The following is an 18,420-nucleotide window of genomic DNA, read 5'->3' on the forward strand; positions in this document are numbered from 1 at the left end:
ATCACGGAGCGTGCCGGTGCTATTACACGAAAGAGCGGGAATGGACCTCCGCGGGTCTGGGCAGAGGCACGTTTCGCCGAACGGTGTTCGACAATGAGCGGGTGACCGACCTGCGCCCCCGCCTGCCCTCTCCGCTCACCGAGGCGGCCGACGACCGGTTCGCACGGCACGGCGTACGGCTGCTGCTGAAGCGGGACGACCTGATCCATCCGGAGCTGATCGGCAACAAGTGGCGCAAGCTGGCGCCCAACCTCGAGGCGGCGGCCGGGCGGACGGTCCTCACCTTCGGCGGCGCCTACTCCAACCACCTGCGGGCGACGGCCGCCGCCGGACGGCTGCTCGGGCTGCGCACGGTGGGCGTGGTGCGCGGCGACGAACTCGCCGGCCGGCCGCTGAACCCCTCCCTGGCCCGGTGCGCCGCCGACGGCATGCGGCTGCACTTCGCCGACCGCGCGGCCTACCGCCGCAAGACCGAGCCGGACACCCTCGGGAGGCTTCTGCGGGCGGCCGGTGCGCAGGACGCGTACGTCGTCCCCGAGGGCGGCAGCAACGCGGCCGCGGTACGCGGCTGCCGGGGCCTCGGCGAGGAACTGCGCGGGCGTGCCGACGTCGTCGCCGTCGCCTGCGGCACCGGGGGCACCCTGGCGGGCCTGGCCGCCGGACTCGGCCCCGGGCAGCGGGCCCTGGGCATACCGGTCCTCAAGGGCGGTTTCCTGGGCGCGGACATAAGGGCCCTCCAGGACGAGGCGTTCGGCGGCCCGGTGGGCGACTGGCACCTGGAGGACCGCTTCCACTTCGGCGGCTACGCACGCGTGCCCCCGGAACTGGAGTCCTTCGCCGCGGACTTCGAACACCGCCATGGCCTGCCGGTGGAGCGTCTCTATGTCGCCAAGTTGCTGTATGGACTTGTGGCTCTCGCGGAGGAAGGCGTGTTCCCACGCGGAGCACGGGTGGCAGCCGTCGTCACGGGACGCCCGGAGGCCTACGCCGCCTCCCGGTAGGCCGCCGCCTCCTCCAGGTCCAGGCGGCGCAGGAGGGTGCGGAGCATTTCGTCGTCGATGTAGCGGAGGTCGCGCAGGCGGACGAACATCTCGCGTTCGGCGCTGATCATTTCGCGGGACAGCCGGCGGTAGGTGTCGTCGACGCTCTCGCCGGTGACCGGGTTGGCCTGGCCGAGGCGTTCCCAGACGGCGTTGCGGCGGCGTTCCAGGACGCTGCGCAGACGGTCGGCGAGCGGTGGGGGCAGGGCGTTGCGCTCGTCGGCGAGGAGGGCGTCCAGGCGTTCCTCGGCGACCCGTGAGGCCTGTGCCTGGGCGTTGGCCTCGGCGAGGGTCGCGGCCTGCGGGTCGGGCTCGGGGAACTTCAGCAGACGGATCAGCGGGGGCAGTGTGAGGCCCTGCACGACCAGGGTCCCGATGACCGTGGTGAAGGTGAGGAAGAGGATCAGGTTGCGGTGCGGGAAGGGCGCGTCGCCGTGGTCCACGGTGAGCGGGATGGAGAAGGCGATGGCCAGCGAGACCACGCCCCGCATGCCGGCCCAGGCGATCACGATCGGCCCTCTCCAGGTGGGGTTCTCCTCGCGCGCGCGGATGCGTGCCGACAGCGCCCGGGGCAGGAACGTCGCCGGGTACACCCACAGGAAGCGGGCCGCGACGACCACCAGGAAGAGGGCGGTCGCGTACCAGGCAGCGTCCAGGCCCTCGTAGGCGCCGAGGCCCCTGAGGACGACCGGCAGTTGCAGGCCGATCAGCGCGAAGACCGCCGATTCGAGGACGAAGGCGACCATCTTCCACACGGCCTCCTCCTGGAGCCGGGTGGCGAAGTCGACCTCCCACGCGCGATGGCCGAGATAGAGCGCGACGACGACCACGGCGAGGACGCCGGAGGCGTGGAACTGTTCGGCGGCCGAATACGCGACGAACGGGATGAGCAGGGACAGCGTGTTCTGGAGGAGGGGCTCCTTGAGGTGGGTGCGCAGCCAGTGGAGGGGGGCCATCAGGATGAGCCCGGCGGCGACCCCGCCGACGGCCGCGACCAGGAACTCCTCGATGCCGCCCGCCCAGGAGGCACCCTCGCCGACGACGACCGCGAGGGCCACCTTGTAGGCGGTGATCGCGGTGGCGTCGTTCAGCAGGGACTCGCCCTGGAGGATCGTGGTGATCCTGGACGGCAGGCCGACCCGGCGGGCCACGGCCGTCGCCGCGACCGCGTCCGGCGGCGCCACCACGGCGCCCAGCACGAGCGCCGCGGTCAGCGGCAGCCCGGGGACGAGGAGGTAGGCGGCGTAGCCGACGGCGAGCGTCGCGAAGAGCACGTACCCGACCGACAGCAGGGCGACCGGCCGCAGCTGGGCGCGCAGGTCGAGGTAGGAGCTCTCGGTGGCCGAGGTGTACAGCAGCGGCGGCAGCAGGAGGGGGAGGACGACCTCGGGCTCCAGGGTGTAGTCCGGGACCCCCGGCACGTACGACACCGCCAGGCCCACGGCGACCAGCAGCAGGGGTGCCGGTACCGGGGTGCGCCGGGCCGCTGCCGCGACCGCCGCGCTGCCCGCCACCAGCAACAGCAGTGGCATCACGTCCATGTCCGGCCGCCCTCGCATTTTCCGCGCGGTTCCCCGCACGCCCGTCGTAACCTGGCAATCATGAAACAGTGCACGCATGCCGACGCGCTGCCCGCCCCGGAACCCGTCCCACTCGGCGAGACGTGTCCCGAGTGCCTGCGGGACGGCACCCACCCGGTGCAGTTGCGGTTGTGCCTGACGTGCGGGCACGTAGGCTGCTGCGACACCTCGCCGAGCCGGCACGCGTCGGAGCACCACAAGGAAAGCGGACATCCCGTGATGCGCAGCTTCGAACCCGGCGAGAGCTGGCGGTGGTGTTTCGTGGACCATGTCCTCGTGTGAGGACTCGTGTGAACGGTCCGACGTCTGGGTACGTCAACCCGGCGCGCCCTCTTCCCTTTTGGGCCCGCAGACCCCCTAGACACGGAGCGTGTTCACAGCTTTACTGTGAGTGACGCCGGGGGTTGGGGTCCCGGGGACAGGAAACCGGCGGGCGCGGTAGCGTCACCGCTGCACCACACACGCGTTACCCGGGGGGCGACCCTCGGCCCCGAAAAGCTTGTACCACCTTGGAGGTGAGGGTGTCCCAGAACGCAGGCGAGCCCGCGACCCAGGACTTCGTGGAAGTCCGGCTGCCGGCTGCGGGTGCCTACCTGTCGGTGCTGCGGACGGCCACAGCCGGCCTCGCGGCCCGTTTGGACTTCACCCTGGACGAGATCGAGGACCTGCGCATCGCCGTGGACGAGGCCTGCGCGATCCTGCTCCAGCAGGCCGTGCCGGGCTCGGTGCTCAGTTGTGTGTTCCGACTCGTCGACGACTCGCTCGAGGTCACGGTCTCGGCACCGACCACCGACGGCCACGCCCCCTCGCGCGACACCTTCGCCTGGACCGTCCTGTCCGCCCTCGCGGGCAAGGTCTCCTCGGCTGTCGACGAGGACAAAACCGTTTCGATCAGCCTCTACAAACAGCGCGGCGCGGGACCCGGGCCGGCGTGAGGAACGGGGACGGGCCGGTGCGGGACGAAGAGCGCGACACCCGGGAGCTGCCGGCCGAGACCACCGACAACACCGGGGACCCCGTGTCTCCGGGCGGTTCCCGGCGCCTGGCGGCGGACGGTATCGACGGCATCCCCGAGCAGGCCCGGCCTCATCCGGAGGACGACGCCGGGCAGGTGGGCCGGGGTGCCACGCAGAACCCGCCTCACGAGGGGCGGATCGGGGGATCCCCCGGCCGGGCTGAGGACAGGGCTCGACAGAGGGCGACGGGCGGGACGATGAGCGAGCACGAGCGAGACGACGAACACGGGGTGCCGGGCACACAGCACGAACCTCGGGACAACCACGAACCCCGGGAGAGCAACCCGCCCCGGGAGAGCAACCCGCCCCGGGAGAGCAACCCGCCTCGGGCGAGCCACGAACCCCGGGGCATCCCGGACCGCAGCGGGGCGCGGGCGATGTTCGTCAAGCTGCGCGGCCTGCAGGACGGCAGCCCCGAGTACGCGGACCTGCGCAACCAGCTGGTCCGGATGCACCTGCCGCTCGTGGAGCACCTGGCGCGGCGCTTCCGCAACCGCGGGGAGCCGCTGGACGACCTGACCCAGGTCGCCACCATCGGCCTGATCAAGTCGGTCGACCGCTTCGACCCGGACCGCGGCGTGGAGTTCTCGACGTACGCGACGCCGACGGTCGTGGGCGAGATCAAGCGGCACTTCCGGGACAAGGGCTGGGCGGTGCGCGTCCCGCGCAGGCTCCAGGAGCTGCGACTCTCGCTCACCACGGCGACCGCGGAGCTCTCGCAGCAGCACGGCCGCTCCCCCACCGTCCACGAACTGGCCGAGAAACTGGCCATCTCGGAGGAGGAGGTCCTGGAGGGCCTGGAGTCCGCCAACGCGTACTCCACGCTGTCCCTGGACGTCCCCGACACCGACGACGAGTCCCCGGCGGTCGCCGACACACTCGGCGCGGAGGACGAGGCGCTGGAGGGCGTCGAGTACCGGGAGTCCCTCAAGCCTCTGCTGGAGGACCTCCCGCCCCGGGAGAAGCGGATCCTTCTCCTCCGCTTCTTCGGCAACATGACCCAGTCGCAGATCGCGCAGGAGGTCGGCATCTCCCAGATGCACGTCTCGCGCCTGCTGGCACGGACCCTCGCCCAGCTTCGGGAGAAGCTGCTCGTCGAGGAGTAGGCCGTCGGCCGGACTACTCCTGTGCCCTGCCGGGCCCCCGGATCCCGAGGGCCCGGGTCGTCTCACCGTTGACGAGCAGGACGAGCGCCGCGACGGCGACGACCGCGAGCGCGATGCCGGCCGGGATCGCCATGCTGTCGGCCTGCAGCAGGTTGTAGGCGACCGGCAGCGCCATGATCTGCGTGATGACGGCGGGGCCCCGGCTCCAACTGCGCAGCCCCAGCAGCCCGCGCGCGGCGAGCAGCGGCAGCAGCGCGAGCACCAGCAGGGTCACGCCCCCGGTGACGGCCGACCGCCGGTCGTCCGGGTCCCCGGTGATCCCGAGGACGAGGATCCACACCCCTCCGACGGCGAGCGCCAGGCCTTCCAGGCCGGCCAGAGCGGCGGCGTATGTCAGCCGACGCGGCCGGGGGCCGACGGTTTCGGGTTCGACGGACTTTTGCTGACTGCTCACCCGAGCAGGGTACGCCGCCAGTCCTTTCACCTGCGGGCCGGTGGGGGCTTGTCGCGCAGTTCCCCGCGCCCCTGGGGGGTCGCACTCATCCGCGCCATACAGACAACCCGTGTCGAGGCTCACCTCCCTTCTCTTACCGGATCCCCACCTCGGCCTGTGCCCCGGTACCACCCAGTAGGTACGCTGCAACTCATGCGTGCACTCCTCGTGGTCAATCCGGCGGCAACCACCACCAGTGCACGGACGCGTGACGTTCTGATCCACGCGCTCGCCAGCGAGATGAAGCTGGAGGCGGTCACCACCGAGTACCGCGGACACGCGCGTGACCTCGGCAGACAGGCCGCGGAGAGCGGGAACGTCGACCTGGTGGTGGCCCTCGGCGGTGACGGCACGGTCAACGAGGTCGTCAACGGCCTGTTGCACTCCGGCCCCGACCCGGACCGGCTGCCCGGCCTCGCGGTGGTCCCCGGCGGCTCCACCAACGTCTTCGCCCGTGCCCTGGGCCTGCCCAACGATCCGGTGGAGGCGACCGGCGCCCTGCTGGACGCGCTGCGGGAGAGAAGCGAGCGCACGGTCGGCCTCGGTCTCGCCGCGGGCACGCCGGGCACGGAGGACGAGTCGGTGCCCTCGCGCTGGTTCACCTTCAACGCGGGCCTCGGATTCGACGCGGGTGTCGTCGGCCGGGTCGAGCAGCAGCGGGAGCGGGGCCGGAGATCCACTCACGCGCTCTATATCCGGCAGGCCGTACGGCAATTGCTGGGTGATTCACAGCGCCGGCACGGTTCGATCATTCTGGAACGGCCGGATGCCGACCCGGTGACGGATTTGGTGTTGACCCTCGTCTGCAACACGGCTCCGTGGACCTATCTGGGTAATCGCCCGGTGTACGCGTCACCTAAGGCCTCGTTCGATACCGGGCTCGACGTACTCGGTCTCAGCCGTCTGTCCAGCGCCGCAGTTGCCCGGTATGGCACCCAGTTGCTCACTTCGTCCCCCGAGCGGGGCCCCCATGGCAAGCACGCCCACTCCTTCCATGACCTGGACCGGTTCACCTTGCATTCGAAGGTGCCCCTCCCCCTCCAGATGGACGGCGACCACCTCGGACTGCGTACGAGCGTGACGTTCACAGGCGTACGTCGTGCACTGCGTGTGATTGTGTGAGCAGAAAGGGCGTAAGTCCTTTCACTCGAACGTTTAGGCCAGGATCCACCCCATGGAAGTACGGCTGTGACCTAGTCGACACCGAGGAATCAAAAAAAACTTTCCGGAAGGGGTTGTATCCGTCGCTGAGGTTTGCGAGTCTCTACGTGGCGATCGGGACGGCCCGCAACACCAGCCTCCACTGATCACCAGAACCCCTCTTCAATCCACAGGACCACGCCAGCGAACCTGGCGGGTTGGCCCTTCACTTGTTGAGGGATTCGTGAAAGCGTTCACATTCACAAGCAACCTGCACGTAATACCAAGGAGAGGTAGCAGCCATGGACTGGCGTCACAACGCCGTTTGCCGCGAGGAAGACCCCGAGCTCTTCTTCCCCATCGGCAACACCGGTCCTGCGCTGCTGCAGATCGAGGAAGCCAAGGCCGTCTGCCGTCGCTGCCCCGTTATGGATCAGTGTCTGCAGTGGGCGCTCGAGTCCGGCCAGGACTCCGGCGTCTGGGGTGGTCTCAGCGAGGACGAGCGTCGCGCCATGAAGCGCCGTGCCGCCCGCAACCGGGCCCGCCAGGCAACCGCCTGACAACACCCGCCCCGTACACAGCCTGAGCTTGGCGGCGCGTACAGCGAGTACGCATCTCCCGCCCCCGAGCCGCAGCGCGCAGTACCCCCGATGCGCAGCTAATCGCTGGCAACGAGCATCCGAGCCCCGGACCCCTGAACGGTCCGGGGCTTTGTGCTGCGCCCAACTGCTCTTACCTGACACTTACTTCCGCGCCAGGACCGGGACGTCCAGGATCACCCGTGTGCCGCCCCCCGGCGCCGGGACCATGTCGAAGGTGCCGCCCAACTCGCCCTCCACCAGCGTCCGTACGATCTGCAGACCGAGGTTGCCGGAGGTGTGCGGGTCGAATCCCTCGGGCAGGCCCACACCGTCGTCCTGCACCGTGACCAGCAGCCGGGCCTCCTTCGCCGTACCGCCACGGGTGGCCGTGACCTCGACCGTGCCGGTCTCGCCCTCGCGGAAGCCGTGCTCCAGGGCGTTCTGGAGGATCTCGGTCAGCACCATGGAGAGCGGGGTGGCGACCTCGGCGTCCAGGATGCCGAAGCGTCCGGTGCGCCGGCCGGTGACCTTGCCCGGCGAGATCTCGGCGACCATCGCCAGCACCCGGTCGGCGATCTCGTCGAACTCCACACGCTCGTCCAGGTTCTGACTGAGCGTCTCGTGCACGATGGCGATCGAGCCGACCCGGCGCACCGCCTCCTCCAGCGCCTCCCGGCCGCGCTCGGACTCGATACGGCGGGCCTGCAGCCGCAACAGCGCGGCGACCGTCTGGAGGTTGTTCTTCACCCGGTGGTGGATCTCCCGGATGGTCGCGTCCTTGGTGATCAACTCGCGTTCGCGGCGGCGCAGTTCGGTGACGTCCCGGAGCAGGACCAGCGAACCGATGCGGGTGCCCTTGGGCTTGAGCGGGATCGTCCGGAACTGGATGACACCGCCGGCCGCCTCGATCTCGAACTCGCGGGGTGCCCAGCCGCTGGCCACCTTGGCGAGCGCCTCGTCCACCGGTCCCCTGGTCGGGGCGAGTTCGGCGGTGGTCTGGCCAAGGCGGTGGCCGACCAGGTCGGAGGCGAGGCCGAGACGGTGATAGGCGGAGAGCGCGTTCGGGGAGGCGTACTGGACGATGCCCTCGCCGTCGACGCGGATCAGGCCGTCGCCGACGCGTGGGGCGGCGTCCATGTCCGTCTGCTGGCCCGCGAAGGGGAAGGAACCGGCCGCGATCATCTGCGCCAGGTCGGAGGCGCTCTGGAGATAGGTCAGTTCCAGCCGGCTCGGGGTGCGCACGGTGAGCAGGTTGGTGTTGCGGGCGATGACACCGAGGACGCGCCCCTCCCGCCGCACCGGAATCGACTCGACGCGGACCGGGACCTCCTCGCGCCACTCCGGGTCGCCCTCGCGCACGATCCGGCCCTCGTCGAGGGCGGCGTCCAGGAGCGGGCGGCGGCCGCGCGGGACGAGGTGGCCGACCATGTCGTCCTGGTAGGAGGTGGGGCCGGTGTTGGGGCGCATCTGGGCCACGGAGACATAGCGGGTGCCGTCGCGCGTGGGGATCCACAGGACCAGGTCCGCGAAGGAGAGGTCGGAGAGCAGCTGCCACTCCGAGACCAGCAGATGCAGCCACTCGAGGTCGGAGTCGTCGAGAGCGGTGTGCTGGCGTACGAGTTCGTTCATGGAGGGCACGGATGTGAGCGTACCCGGGCATCCGGACGTGTCCGAAAAACACCCGCGGGCCGCGGCGCCTGAGAGGGACCCTCAGCCCTCCCGGCACCGCAGCCCGGAGCAATCCCGGCCACGGGGTGTGCGGTCCCGTCGGCCGAAAGGTGAGGAGCCGGGGCAGTCAGGGCAGAGAGCTCCGGACCCTCGGTCCGCCTTCCTGTGCGGGGAAGACGGAGGTTCTTGTGCTGTTCTCGCACGCTCCATTGTGGACTAGACCACTAGGTGTGTCCATGCCCTACCATCCACAACGCAGCCTAGCCTCTGCGGGTTCCTCCACGGAGTGAGATGGGGGCGGCAATTTCATCGAGCCCTTGTTAGATTGGTCTAAACCACACAGTTCAGAACGGCAGGCCAGCGTGGAAGTTGTCATCGTTCCGGACGCCAGAGCGGGCGGCGAACTCATCGCCGAGGCCATGGCGCAGCTCCTTCGGCGCAAGCCGGACGCCCTGCTCGGCGTGGCGACCGGTTCCACGCCGCTGCCCATCTACCAGGCGCTGACGGCCAAGGTGGGCTCCGGCGCGGTGGACGTCGCGCGGGCGCGGATCGCCCAGCTCGACGAGTACGTCGGGCTGCCCGCCGACCATCCCGAGTCCTACCGTTCGGTGCTGCGCCGGGAGGTCCTCGAACCGCTCGGCATCGCCATGGAGGCGTTCCTCGGGCCCGACGGCGCGGCCGAGGACATACAGGCGGCCTGCCAGGCGTACGACGCCGCGCTCTCCGCGGCCGGCGGGGTGGACCTCCAGCTGCTCGGCATCGGGACCGACGGACACATCGGGTTCAACGAGCCCTGCTCCTCGCTCGCCTCGCGCACCCGTATCAAGACGCTCACCGAGCAGACCCGCGTCGACAACGCGCGCTTCTTCGACGGTGACATCGAGCAGGTCCCGCACCACGTCATCACGCAGGGCATCGGGACCATCCTGGAGGCGCGGCACCTGGTGCTGCTCGCCACCGGGGAGAACAAGGCCGACGCCGTCGCCGCGACCGTCGAGGGGCCCCTCGCCGCCGTCTGCCCCGCCTCCGCGCTCCAGCTGCACCCGCACGCGACGGTCGTCGTCGACGAGGCCGCCGCGTCCAAGCTGAAGCTGGCGGACTACTTCCGCCACACGTACGCGAACAAGCCGGACTGGCAGGGCATCTGAGCCGCTGGGGGAAACGCGGGAGGGGCGCCGGGATTCCGGCGCCCCTCCCGCTTTCGCAGGTGCTTCTGCCCTCCGGCGATCACCGTCCGGCGATGACCTCCGCCGCCGCCCGGCCGCAGACGGGGGCCGCGCCGTGGGTGGCGATGTGGAGGGCGCCGCGGGGCGGGGACTGGGGGACGCCCATCTCCACGACGACCGTGTCGGGGCGGGCCGCCAGGAGGGTGTCCAGGGCCGCCGCCATCCAGGGGTGGCGGTGTTCGTCGCGGAGAACGGCGACGATCCGCCGCTCCCCCGCCGCGACCAGCGCCGCCCCGCCCGCGTCCTCGCCGGCGAAGGTACCGGTCTCCGTGCCGGGCAGCAGCCGGACCAGCTCCGCGGCCACGCCCCAGGGGGTCTCCTCGCCGACGGCGATGTTGGCGACGGGCGTGAAGGCGGCGACGTAGGGCGCCTCGGCGAGGGGGCTGAACCCGTCCCCACCGGTGACCCGGAGGGCCCGACGGGCGGCGACCAGACCGACGTCCTCACCAGTGCGCTCAGCGGTCCTCTCCCCCGAGGCCGTCCAGTGGGCCAGCTCCCGCACCCGCCGGGCGGCGTCCGCCAGGCGTTCCTCGGGGAGTTCGCCGGTGCGGACCGCGGTGATCAGGGCGTCGCGCAGGCGGCGTACCGTCTCGTCGTCGCAGAGGCCGCCGCCCACGCAGATGGCGTCGGCGCCGGCGGCGATGGCGAGGACGCTGCCGCGCTCGATGCCGTACGTCGCGGCGACGGCCTGCATCTCCATGCCGTCGGTGACGATCAGGCCGTCGTAGCCGAGTTCCTCGCGCAGGAGTCCGGTGAGGATGCGACGGGAGAGGGTGGCCGGGCGGACGGGATCGAGGGCGGGGACCAGGATGTGCGCGCTCATCACCGCCTTCGTACCGGCGGCGATCGCCGCATGGAACGGGATCAGCTCACGGTCGGAGAGGACCTCGGCCGGTACGTCGATGCGCGGGAGGGCGTGGTGGGAGTCGACAGCCGTGTCGCCGTGGCCCGGGAAGTGCTTGGTGCAGGCGGCCACCCCGGCGGACTGCAGGCCCGTGACGTAGGCGGCCGTGTGCCGGGCGACCAGGCCCGGGTCGGCGCCGAAGGAGCGGACCCCGATGACCGGGTTCGCGGGGTTGGAGTTGACGTCCGCGGAGGGCGCCCAGTTGAGGTTCACCCCGCACTCGGCGAGCCGGCGGCCCAGTTCGTGCGCCACCGCGCGGGTCAGGTCGGTGTCGTCCACCGCGCCGAGGGCGTGGTTGCCGGGGAAGGAGGAGCCGGTGCGCACCTCCAGGCGGGTGACGTCCCCGCCCTCCTCGTCGATCGCGACCAGGACGTCGTCCCGCTCGGCCCGCAACTGGGCGGTGAGGGCGGAGAGTTGTTCCGGGGAGGCGATGTTGCGGCCGAACAGGCCGACGGAGGCGAGGCCCTCGCCCAGGCGGCGCAGCAGCCAGTCGGGGGCGGTCACACCGGTGAAACCGGGCTGGAGGACCGTCAGGGCATCGCGCGTCAGGGTGTCGCTGACGCTGGCGATTGTCGTCATCGGGGGTGTCATCCCTTCACCGCGCCGGCGGTGAGACCCGCGGCCATCTTGCGCTGGACGAGGAGGAACAGGGCGACGATCGGAACGGCCATCATGGTGGCGCCGGCCATCATCGGGGCGTACTCGGTGCCGTGCTTGGTGGTGAAGTTGCCGAGCCAGACGGTCGCGGTCTGGTTCTTCTGGCTGAGCAGCATCAGGGCGTACAGGTACTCGTTCCAGGCCTGGATGAAGCCGTAGACCGAGGTGGCGACCATGCCGGGGGCGAGGAGCGGGAAGACGACCCGGACGAAGGCGCCGGTGCGGGAGCAGCCGTCGACCATCGCGGCCTCCTCCAGCTCCCTCGGGATGTTGACGATGAAGCCGCGCAGGGTCCACACCGTGAAGGGCAGGATGAAGGTCAGGTACGTGATGATCAGGCCGGAGAGCTTGTCGTACTGGTCCAGGTCGTTCAGGAGCAGGAAGACCGGGATGATCATGGCGACCAGCGGGACCATCTGGACCGCGAGGATGCCCACGATCACGATCTTCCGGCCGCGGAAGGCGAACCGGGAGATGGCGAGCGCGGCCAGCATGCCGACGACGATGCCGATCGCCACCACCGCGAGGGACACGACGAGACTGCGGCCGACCGGGCCCCAGAAGTCGGCGATGTCCAGCGCGCGGCGGAAGTTGGAGAGCGTGAAGCCGGTCGGCAGCAGGCTCGGGTCCGGGTCGATCGCGTCCTTGGCCGGCTTGAACGCCGTGTTGAGCATCCAGTAGACGGGGAAGCCGGCGACGACGAAGACGAGGAAACCGAGGAGGTTCCAGCCGGCCCTCGACCGTCCGCGAACAGTGGCGGTGCTCATTCGACCTCTCCGATCTTCAGCATCTGACGCATGTACACGGCGACCACGCCGAGCAGCAGCAACACGGTGATCAGAGCGATCGCCGAGCCCTGTCCGTAGTCGTTGACGACGAAGGCGCGGTCGTAGGAGTACGTCGTCAGGAGCTGGAACTCGGGCTCGGGATGGCCGTTGCGCATCACGAAGACCTGCGGGAAGACGCCCATGTCCCAGATGACCGACAGGGTCGTGAGCATCACGATGATCGGCTTGAGGATGGGCAGGGTGACGTACCGGAAGACGCCCCAGGCGCCCGCGCCGTCGAGGCGGGCGGCCTCCTCCAGTTCGGCGGGGACCTGGGTGAGGCCGGCGCTGAGGGTGATCACCACGAAGGGGACCGCGCCCCAGATCACCAGGAGCATGATGACGGCCAGGCCCTGCGGTCCACTCGCGAACCAGTTGTGGCCGATCAGTTCGACGCCGGGGAGTCTGCTGAGGACCGCGTTGAGGATGCCGTAGTCGGAGTCGAACAGCCATTTGAAGACGGTGGTGGCGACGATGACCGGCATACCCCAGCTGGCCACCAGCGCGATGTTGACCAGGGTCTTCACCCAGCCGGAGACCCGCTGGAGCAGCAGGGCGATCAGCATGCCGAGGACCATCGTGAGGATCACGCAGCCCGCGGCGAAGACGATGGTCCGGACGACGACCTGCCAGAACTCGCCGTCGTCCAGGACGCCCGTGAAGTTGTCGAGCCCGACCGACTCGGCCGGCTGGAAGCCCCACAGCTGGGACTGGCCGAACTTCTGGAAGGAGAGCGTGACCAGGCGGACCAGCGGATAGCCCATCACCAGCGCGAGGATCAGCAGACAGGGGGCGAGCAGCAGCCAGGGGGCGCCGGCGGACGAACGTTTCTTCGACCGTGGCCGGCCCGGTGGGACGGGCGGTGGGGGTGACGGCCGCTTCGGCGGCACCTTGGCAGGGGTGGTCGTGTCGGCACTCATCCGCGCGCTCCTCAGCGGTCCCTCGGGTCGTACGAGAGGCGGCGCCCGGCCTTGGAGCGGGGCGCCGCCGTCAGGTCACTTGGTGTTGATGACCTTGTCGATCGCGGCGTCCGCTTCCTTCGCGGCGTCCTCGACCGACTTCTTGCCCGTGCCGATGCTCTGCAGCATGTTCTGCAGGACCTGGGCCTTCTCGACCTGGCCCCAGCCGGGGGCCATGGGGACGAACCAGTTGGACTCGGCCGCGGTGGCCGGGACGGCCGTCGCCGGGTCGTTCTTGAGGGTGGCGAGGTCGGTCTTGTTGTTGGGCAGGTTGCCCTTGGCGATCAGGCCCTTCTGGCCGGAGGGGCCGGTGAAGGCGTTGATCCACTCGGCGGCGAGGGCCTGCGCGTCGGACTTCACCGGGACGGCGAGGTCGGAGCCGCCCAGGAAGACCGGGAGGTTCTTGCCGGACGGGCCGGGCATCACGAAGTTCTCGACGTTGCCGGCGAGCTTGCCGGTCTTGTCGTTCTCCTTCGCCGCGGCGGTCGCGCCCTCCCAGGCGGGGGCGAAGATCATGCCGGACTTGCCCTGGCCGTAGACGATGTACCGGTCGGACTCGTCCTTGGTCTTGTCGCCGTGCATGTACTTGTCGACGACGTTCTTGAACTCGTTGAGGCCCTTGATGGAGTCGGCCGAGGAGAGGTTGCCCTTCCACTGGCCGCCCGACTCGACGGCGATCGAGCCGCCGGCGTCGTAGACGAAGGACATGGCCGCGTACCAGTCGCGGGTGGGCTGGTACCAGGCGGAGAACTTGCTGCCCTGCTTCTTCTGGACCTTGTCGAGGGCGGCGGTGAGCTCGGCGTAGGTCGTGGGCACGGACTTCACGCCGGCCTTGGCGAAGACGTCCTTGCGCCAGTTGGCGACCCGGCCGCCGGCGTAGTAGGGGACGCCGTAGGTCTTGCCCTCATAGGTGACGGAGTCCTTGAGGCCGTCGAGCCAGGCGGAGGAGTTGTCGAACTTCGAGGCGTCGAGGGAGGCGAAGGCACCCTTGACCATGTAGCTGAGCATCTCGGTGTTGCCCATCTCGACCACGTCGGGGACCTTGTCCGTGGCGAGGACCGCGTCGAGCTTGGCGTTCTTGTCCGGCCAGCCGTAGTACTCGTGGGTGATCTTGACGCCGGGGTGGGCCTTCTGCACCGCCGCGTCCGCCGCCTTCACCAGCTCGGGCCAGTTGTTCTGGGCGTCGACGGTCAGCCAGACCGTGAGTTCCTTGGCGTCGGAACCGTTGTCCGAGCCCCCGCTGTCCTTGTCGCCCCCACACGCCGCGATGGACACCATCATGCCCGCGATACCGATCGCGGCTATCAGCTTGCGCTTCACGCCACCCTCCTCAGGATGCCCACACACCCCCCGCGCCACAACGCCGGGACCTGGACCAATGGTGTAGACCAGTGCGCAGAGCTTGGCTCAGACCAATACGGCTGTCAAGGGTGGCTGAAAGTGCTTTGACCAGCCGTTATGCGAGCTATATATGCAGGAACCTTTAAGTAAGAAGCCGTCGAAAACATCGGGCGTGGAGGGTACCGGCCCGCTAGACCACCTAACGGGTGGACTAGACCAGCGGTGATTGCGACGGTATACAGAGGGGATCGCGGAACAGCGGGGCAATCGGCGCCGTGTCCGTGCCACGATGTGACCCGCATCCGGAGCCGGGAAGGCAGGCCATGAGTACCGACGTCAGCAGTGCGGAGAACGAGGGTGGGGCGACAGTCCGTACCGCGCGCGTGCCCAAGTACTACCGCCTGAAGAAGCACCTGCTGGACATGACGGAGACTCAGACACCGGGCACGCCCGTCCCGCCGGAGCGCACGCTGGCGGCCGAGTTCGACACCTCGCGCACCACCGTGCGCCAGGCGCTGCAGGAGCTGGTCGTCGAGGGCCGTCTGGAGCGCATCCAGGGCAAGGGCACCTTCGTCGCCAAGCCGAAGGTCTCCCAGGCGCTGCAACTCACCTCGTACACCGAGGACATGCGCGCACAGGGCCTCGAACCCACCTCGCAGCTGCTGGACATCGGCTACATCACCGCCGACGACACCCTGGCCGGACAGCTGGACATCACCGCGGGCGGCCGTGTGCTGCGCATCGAGCGGCTGCGGATGGCCAACGGCGAGCCGATGGCGATCGAGACGACCCATCTGAGCGCCAAGCGCTTCCCGGCCCTGCGCAGGTCACTGGTCAAGTACACCTCCCTCTACACCGCCCTCGCCGAGGTGTACGACGTCCATCTCGCCGAGGCCGAGGAGACCATCGAGACCTCGCTGGCCACCCCGCGCGAGGCCGGCCTGCTCGGCACCGACGTCGGCCTGCCGATGCTGATGCTCTCCCGGCACTCGCTGGACAAGGAGGGCCAGCCGGTGGAGTGGGTGCGGTCGGTGTACCGGGGGGACCGCTACAAGTTCGTGGCCCGTCTGAAGCGGCCCACGGAGTAGAGACCTCGGGGGGATGTCCGGAGGCGGTCTTCCGCTGCGCTTATCCGTCGCTTACATTGCCTGCGCATTACACCAGTGATCAAGGCGATCAGTGACGGGACGGAGCAGCGATGTCCGACGAAGAAACCAGGGGCCCGGTGGTGACGCCTGTGCGCGTCGTCATCGCCCTCTGTCTGCTCGCGCCGTTCGTGGCGATGCTGTGGGTGGGCTCGTACGCGAAGGTGGATCCGGCGTTCATCGGGATCCCCTTCTTCTACTGGTACCAGATGCTGTGGGTGCTGGTCTCGACCGTGCTCACGATGCTCGCGTACAAGCTGTGGCAGCGTGACCAGCGGTCGCGTCACGGAGGTGCCGGCCGATGAACGACGGCGTCAACGGCGTGGCGCTCGCCGTCTTCATCTTCTTCTTCCTGGCCGTCACGGCCATGGGCTTCCTCGCGGCGCGCTGGCGCAAGGCCGAGAACGAGCACAGCCTCGACGAGTGGGGCCTGGGCGGCCGGTCGTTCGGCACCTGGGTCACCTGGTTCCTGCTCGGCGGCGACCTGTACACGGCGTACACCTTCGTCGCCGTCCCCGCGGCGATCTACGCGGCGGGCGCGGCGGGCTTCTTCGCGGTGCCGTACACCATCCTCGTCTACCCCCTGATCTTCACGCTCCTGCCCCGTCTGTGGTCGGTGTCGCACAAGCACGGGTACGTGACGACGTCCGACTTCGTGCGCGGGCGCTGGGGCTCGAAGGGCCTGTCGCTGGCGGTGGCGCTGACCGGCATCCTGGCGACGATGCCGTACATCGCGCTGCAACTGGTCGGCATCCAGGCCGTCCTGGACGTGATGGGCGTCGGCGGCGGCGAGGACACCAACTGGTTCGTCAAGGACCTCCCGCTGCTGATCGCCTTCGGCGTGCTGGCCGCGTACACCTACTCGTCCGGGCTGCGCGCCCCCGCACTGATCGCGTTCGTGAAGGACACGCTGATCTACATCGTCATCGCGGTGGCGATCATCTACATCCCGATCAAGCTGGGCGGGTTCGACGAGATCTTCGCCTCGGCGAGCGAGAAGTACACCGCGGCCAGGGCGGGCGGCCTGGTCCCGCCCGAGGCCGGCCAGTGGACGTACGCCACGCTGGCGCTCGGCTCCGCGCTGGCCCTCTTCATGTACCCGCACTCGATCACCGCGACCCTCTCCTCCAGGAGCCGTGAGGTGATCCGCCGCAACACCACGATCCTGCCGCTGTACTCCCTGATGCTCGGTCTGCTGGCCCTGCTGGGCTTCATGGCCGTCGCGGCCGGAGTGAAGGTCACCAACGGCCAGCTGGCGATCCCGCAGCTGTTCGAGAACATGTTCCCGGCCTGGTTCGCGGGGGTGGCGTTCGCGGCGATCGGCATCGGCGCGCTCGTCCCGGCGGCCATCATGTCGATCGCAGCCGCGAATCTCTTCACCCGCAACATCTACAAGGACTTCATCAAGCCGGACGCCACGCCCGAGCAGGAGACGAAGGTCTCCAAGCTGGTGTCCCTCCTGGTGAAGGTCGGCGCGCTGGTCTTCGTCCTGACGATGGACAAGACGGTCGCGATCAACTTCCAGCTCCTCGGCGGCATCTGGATCCTGCAGACCTTCCCGGCCCTGGTCGGCGGCCTGTTCACCCGCTGGTTCCACCGCTGGGCGCTGCTGGCCGGCTGGGCGGTCGGCATGGTCTACGGCACGGTCGCCGCGTACGGGGTCGCCTCCCCGACCCAGAAGCACTTCGGCGGCTCGTCCAAGGAGATCCCCGGAATCGGCGAGATCGGCTACATCGGCCTGACGGCGTTCGTCCTGAACGTGGTGGTCACGGTGGTCCTGACCTTCGTCCTGAGGGCCGCCAAGGCCCCCGAGGGCGTGGACGAGACCAGCCCGCAGGACTACACGGCGGACGCGGGCGACCCGGGAGTCCAGGTGGAACTGCCGCCGGCGACTGCCGACTCGGCCCACTGAGTAACCGGCATCGGCGGGCCGTCGGAGAAAATCCGGCGGCCCGCTGTCGTGCGTCTGGTGCACACTGCGCGCCATGGACATAGAGATCCGGGAAGCGGACCCCACCGAATACGAAGCCCTGGGCACCCTCACCGGCCGTGCCTATCTCGACGACAACCTCCTCGACTTCGGCGAGGACGACGACTACCTGCACGAACTGCGGAACGTGGCGAAGCGGGCGGCGGCGGCCGAGGTGCTGGTGGCGGTGGCGGACGACCGTCTCCTCGGCGGTGTCACCTTCGTGCCGGGGCCCGGCCCCATGGCCGACCTGGCGGGCCCCGGACAGACCGAGATCCGTATGCTCGCGGTCGGCCCCGCGGCGCGCGGCAGAGGCACCGGCGAGGCCCTCGTCCGCGCCTGCCTCGACCGTGCCCGGGCCACGGAAGGCTGCACGGGCGTCGTTCTGTCGACCCAGAGGGCCATGCACGCCGCCCACCGCATATACGAACGCCTCGGCTTCGTCCGCACACCCGAGCGGGACTGGAATCCCGTGCCACATCTGGACGACTTCACTCTGCTCACCTATCACCTGACGCTCTGACACCTCCGCGACACAACATCTGGTGGTGGCGTGACAGGTGAGCACAAGATGTATGCTCGTGCTCGCTGTCGCCGCAGGGGAATCCGGTGCGAATCCGGAACTGTCCCGCAACGGTGTACATGCGTGCTTTTGCACGCCTGGTTCAGTCCGAGGACCTGCCGACAGCGCGCCCGGCCGCCCCGGCCCGGGTGCCTTGACGTCCGGGCCTCGTGGAGTGGGCCGGTGGACGCGACGCCCCGTGCGCT

Annotated in this window: 18 protein-coding genes and 1 riboswitch; of the genes, 11 read left to right on the plus strand and 7 right to left on the minus strand. The window is 69.6% G+C overall.

Features of this window, described 5'->3' with window-relative positions:
* The first annotated feature begins 101 nt into the window (after nucleotides 1–101).
* The gene (locus ACFPIH_RS44765) at nucleotides 102–1,001 is read left to right on the plus strand and encodes a 1-aminocyclopropane-1-carboxylate deaminase/D-cysteine desulfhydrase (RefSeq protein WP_381164763.1); all 900 of its coding nucleotides are present in this window, start codon (nucleotides 102–104) and stop codon (nucleotides 999–1,001) included.
* Here ACFPIH_RS44765 and ACFPIH_RS44770 read toward each other — a convergent pair.
* Nucleotides 983–2,581 carry a Na+/H+ antiporter gene (locus tag ACFPIH_RS44770; protein WP_381164766.1) on the minus strand — a complete coding sequence of 533 codons (1,599 nt, stop codon included), beginning with the start codon at nucleotides 2,579–2,581 and terminating at the stop codon, nucleotides 983–985. The genes ACFPIH_RS44765 and ACFPIH_RS44770 overlap by 19 nt on opposite strands.
* A gap of 60 nt (nucleotides 2,582–2,641) precedes the next feature.
* Here ACFPIH_RS44770 and ACFPIH_RS44775 point away from each other — a divergent pair, with 60 nt between their 5' ends.
* From ACFPIH_RS44775 to ACFPIH_RS44785, 3 genes are all read left to right on the plus strand, one after another.
* Nucleotides 2,642–2,902: a UBP-type zinc finger domain-containing protein gene (locus ACFPIH_RS44775; RefSeq protein ID WP_381164769.1), complete on the plus strand. Its 261-nt coding sequence runs from the start codon at nucleotides 2,642–2,644 to the stop codon at nucleotides 2,900–2,902.
* 239 nt (nucleotides 2,903–3,141) lie between these two features.
* On the plus strand, nucleotides 3,142–3,555 hold the full coding sequence (locus ACFPIH_RS44780) for an ATP-binding protein (RefSeq protein ID WP_381164772.1): 414 nt from the start codon (nucleotides 3,142–3,144) through the stop codon (nucleotides 3,553–3,555).
* Entirely contained in the window at nucleotides 3,552–4,742 is a 1,191-nt protein-coding gene (locus tag ACFPIH_RS44785) for an RNA polymerase sigma factor SigF (protein WP_385878845.1), read from the plus strand. The genes ACFPIH_RS44780 and ACFPIH_RS44785 overlap by 4 nt, the downstream gene beginning before the upstream one ends.
* A 13-nt stretch (nucleotides 4,743–4,755) precedes the next feature.
* Here ACFPIH_RS44785 and ACFPIH_RS44790 read toward each other — a convergent pair whose 3' ends face one another.
* A complete protein-coding gene (locus tag ACFPIH_RS44790) occupies nucleotides 4,756–5,196 on the minus strand; it encodes a hypothetical protein (protein WP_381164778.1) in 441 nt (146 codons plus the stop codon).
* A gap of 192 nt (nucleotides 5,197–5,388) precedes the next feature.
* On the opposite strand from ACFPIH_RS44790, the gene ACFPIH_RS44795 reads away from it, so the two are divergent.
* Both ACFPIH_RS44795 and ACFPIH_RS44800 read left to right on the plus strand, forming a co-directional pair.
* The gene (locus ACFPIH_RS44795) at nucleotides 5,389–6,357 is read left to right on the plus strand and encodes a diacylglycerol/lipid kinase family protein (RefSeq protein WP_381164781.1); all 969 of its coding nucleotides are present in this window, start codon (nucleotides 5,389–5,391) and stop codon (nucleotides 6,355–6,357) included.
* 320 nt (nucleotides 6,358–6,677) lie between these two features.
* Complete coding sequence (locus ACFPIH_RS44800) at nucleotides 6,678–6,935, plus strand: WhiB family transcriptional regulator (protein WP_010353616.1); 258 nt, start codon at nucleotides 6,678–6,680, stop codon at nucleotides 6,933–6,935.
* A 183-nt stretch (nucleotides 6,936–7,118) separates the two neighbouring features.
* Here ACFPIH_RS44800 and ACFPIH_RS44805 read toward each other — a convergent pair whose 3' ends face one another.
* Nucleotides 7,119–8,585, minus strand: coding sequence for a sensor histidine kinase (locus tag ACFPIH_RS44805; protein ID WP_381165757.1), 1,467 nt, complete (start codon nucleotides 8,583–8,585; stop codon nucleotides 7,119–7,121).
* A gap of 401 nt (nucleotides 8,586–8,986) precedes the next feature.
* On the opposite strand from ACFPIH_RS44805, the gene nagB reads away from it, so the two are divergent.
* The gene (nagB, locus tag ACFPIH_RS44810; RefSeq protein ID WP_381164785.1) at nucleotides 8,987–9,772 is read left to right on the plus strand and encodes a glucosamine-6-phosphate deaminase; all 786 of its coding nucleotides are present in this window, start codon (nucleotides 8,987–8,989) and stop codon (nucleotides 9,770–9,772) included.
* A gap of 79 nt (nucleotides 9,773–9,851) precedes the next feature.
* Here nagB and ACFPIH_RS44815 read toward each other — a convergent pair whose 3' ends face one another.
* The 4 genes from ACFPIH_RS44815 to ACFPIH_RS44830 all read right to left on the minus strand — a co-directional run bounded on the left by ACFPIH_RS44815 (nucleotide 9,852) and on the right by ACFPIH_RS44830 (nucleotide 14,517).
* Nucleotides 9,852–11,333 (minus strand): glycoside hydrolase family 3 protein, encoded by a 1,482-nt coding sequence (locus tag ACFPIH_RS44815; RefSeq protein ID WP_381164788.1) that lies wholly within the window; start codon nucleotides 11,331–11,333, stop codon nucleotides 9,852–9,854.
* Between the two features lie 8 nt (nucleotides 11,334–11,341).
* Nucleotides 11,342–12,178, minus strand: a complete 837-nt coding sequence (locus ACFPIH_RS44820) for a carbohydrate ABC transporter permease (RefSeq protein WP_381164791.1) — start codon at nucleotides 12,176–12,178, stop codon at nucleotides 11,342–11,344.
* Nucleotides 12,175–13,158, minus strand: coding sequence for a carbohydrate ABC transporter permease (locus tag ACFPIH_RS44825; RefSeq protein WP_381164793.1), 984 nt, complete (start codon nucleotides 13,156–13,158; stop codon nucleotides 12,175–12,177). The genes ACFPIH_RS44820 and ACFPIH_RS44825 overlap by 4 nt, the downstream gene beginning before the upstream one ends.
* Nucleotides 13,159–13,233: 75 nt before the next feature.
* Nucleotides 13,234–14,517 carry an extracellular solute-binding protein gene (locus tag ACFPIH_RS44830; protein WP_381164796.1) on the minus strand — a complete coding sequence of 428 codons (1,284 nt, stop codon included), beginning with the start codon at nucleotides 14,515–14,517 and terminating at the stop codon, nucleotides 13,234–13,236.
* Nucleotides 14,518–14,861: 344 nt separating this feature from the next.
* Here ACFPIH_RS44830 and ACFPIH_RS44835 point away from each other — a divergent pair, with 344 nt between their 5' ends.
* From ACFPIH_RS44835 to ACFPIH_RS44850, 4 genes are all read left to right on the plus strand, one after another.
* On the plus strand, nucleotides 14,862–15,626 hold the full coding sequence (locus tag ACFPIH_RS44835; RefSeq protein ID WP_381164799.1) for a GntR family transcriptional regulator: 765 nt from the start codon (nucleotides 14,862–14,864) through the stop codon (nucleotides 15,624–15,626).
* Nucleotides 15,627–15,736: 110 nt separating this feature from the next.
* Nucleotides 15,737–15,988 carry a DUF3311 domain-containing protein gene (locus ACFPIH_RS44840; RefSeq protein ID WP_381164802.1) on the plus strand — a complete coding sequence of 84 codons (252 nt, stop codon included), beginning with the start codon at nucleotides 15,737–15,739 and terminating at the stop codon, nucleotides 15,986–15,988.
* Nucleotides 15,985–17,595: a monocarboxylate uptake permease MctP gene (gene mctP / locus ACFPIH_RS44845; RefSeq protein WP_381164805.1), complete on the plus strand. Its 1,611-nt coding sequence runs from the start codon at nucleotides 15,985–15,987 to the stop codon at nucleotides 17,593–17,595. Before ACFPIH_RS44840 ends, mctP begins: the two co-directional genes overlap by 4 nt.
* A 73-nt stretch (nucleotides 17,596–17,668) precedes the next feature.
* Nucleotides 17,669–18,175: a GNAT family N-acetyltransferase gene (locus tag ACFPIH_RS44850; RefSeq protein ID WP_381164808.1), complete on the plus strand. Its 507-nt coding sequence runs from the start codon at nucleotides 17,669–17,671 to the stop codon at nucleotides 18,173–18,175.
* A 52-nt stretch (nucleotides 18,176–18,227) separates the two neighbouring features.
* Nucleotides 18,228–18,352, plus strand: a riboswitch (cobalamin riboswitch).
* Nucleotides 18,353–18,420: the final 68 nt, after the last annotated feature.

It is taken from the genome of Streptomyces vulcanius (assembly GCF_042653945.1).
In the GTDB taxonomy this organism is placed as follows: Bacteria; Actinomycetota; Actinomycetes; order Streptomycetales; family Streptomycetaceae; genus Streptomyces; species Streptomyces mangrovi.

Bases quoted from the DNA above. Each gene is read 5' to 3' on its own strand.
- ACFPIH_RS44770 (WP_381164766.1), bottom strand. From the start codon at position 2,581: ATGGACGTGATGCCACTGCTGTTGCTGGTGGCGGGCAGCGCGGCGGTC.
- ACFPIH_RS44775 (WP_381164769.1), top strand. From the start codon at position 2,642: ATGAAACAGTGCACGCATGCCGACGCGCTGCCCGCCCCGGAACCCGTC.
- ACFPIH_RS44795 (WP_381164781.1), top strand. From the start codon at position 5,389: ATGCGTGCACTCCTCGTGGTCAATCCGGCGGCAACCACCACCAGTGCA.
- ACFPIH_RS44800 (WP_010353616.1), top strand. From the start codon at position 6,678: ATGGACTGGCGTCACAACGCCGTTTGCCGCGAGGAAGACCCCGAGCTC.
- ACFPIH_RS44805 (WP_381165757.1), bottom strand. From the start codon at position 8,585: ATGAACGAACTCGTACGCCAGCACACCGCTCTCGACGACTCCGACCTC.
- ACFPIH_RS44815 (WP_381164788.1), bottom strand. From the start codon at position 11,333: ATGACGACAATCGCCAGCGTCAGCGACACCCTGACGCGCGATGCCCTG.
- ACFPIH_RS44820 (WP_381164791.1), bottom strand. From the start codon at position 12,178: ATGAGCACCGCCACTGTTCGCGGACGGTCGAGGGCCGGCTGGAACCTC.
- ACFPIH_RS44825 (WP_381164793.1), bottom strand. From the start codon at position 13,158: ATGAGTGCCGACACGACCACCCCTGCCAAGGTGCCGCCGAAGCGGCCG.
- ACFPIH_RS44835 (WP_381164799.1), top strand. From the start codon at position 14,862: ATGAGTACCGACGTCAGCAGTGCGGAGAACGAGGGTGGGGCGACAGTC.
- ACFPIH_RS44840 (WP_381164802.1), top strand. From the start codon at position 15,737: ATGTCCGACGAAGAAACCAGGGGCCCGGTGGTGACGCCTGTGCGCGTC.
- mctP (WP_381164805.1), top strand. From the start codon at position 15,985: ATGAACGACGGCGTCAACGGCGTGGCGCTCGCCGTCTTCATCTTCTTC.
- ACFPIH_RS44850 (WP_381164808.1), top strand. From the start codon at position 17,669: ATGGACATAGAGATCCGGGAAGCGGACCCCACCGAATACGAAGCCCTG.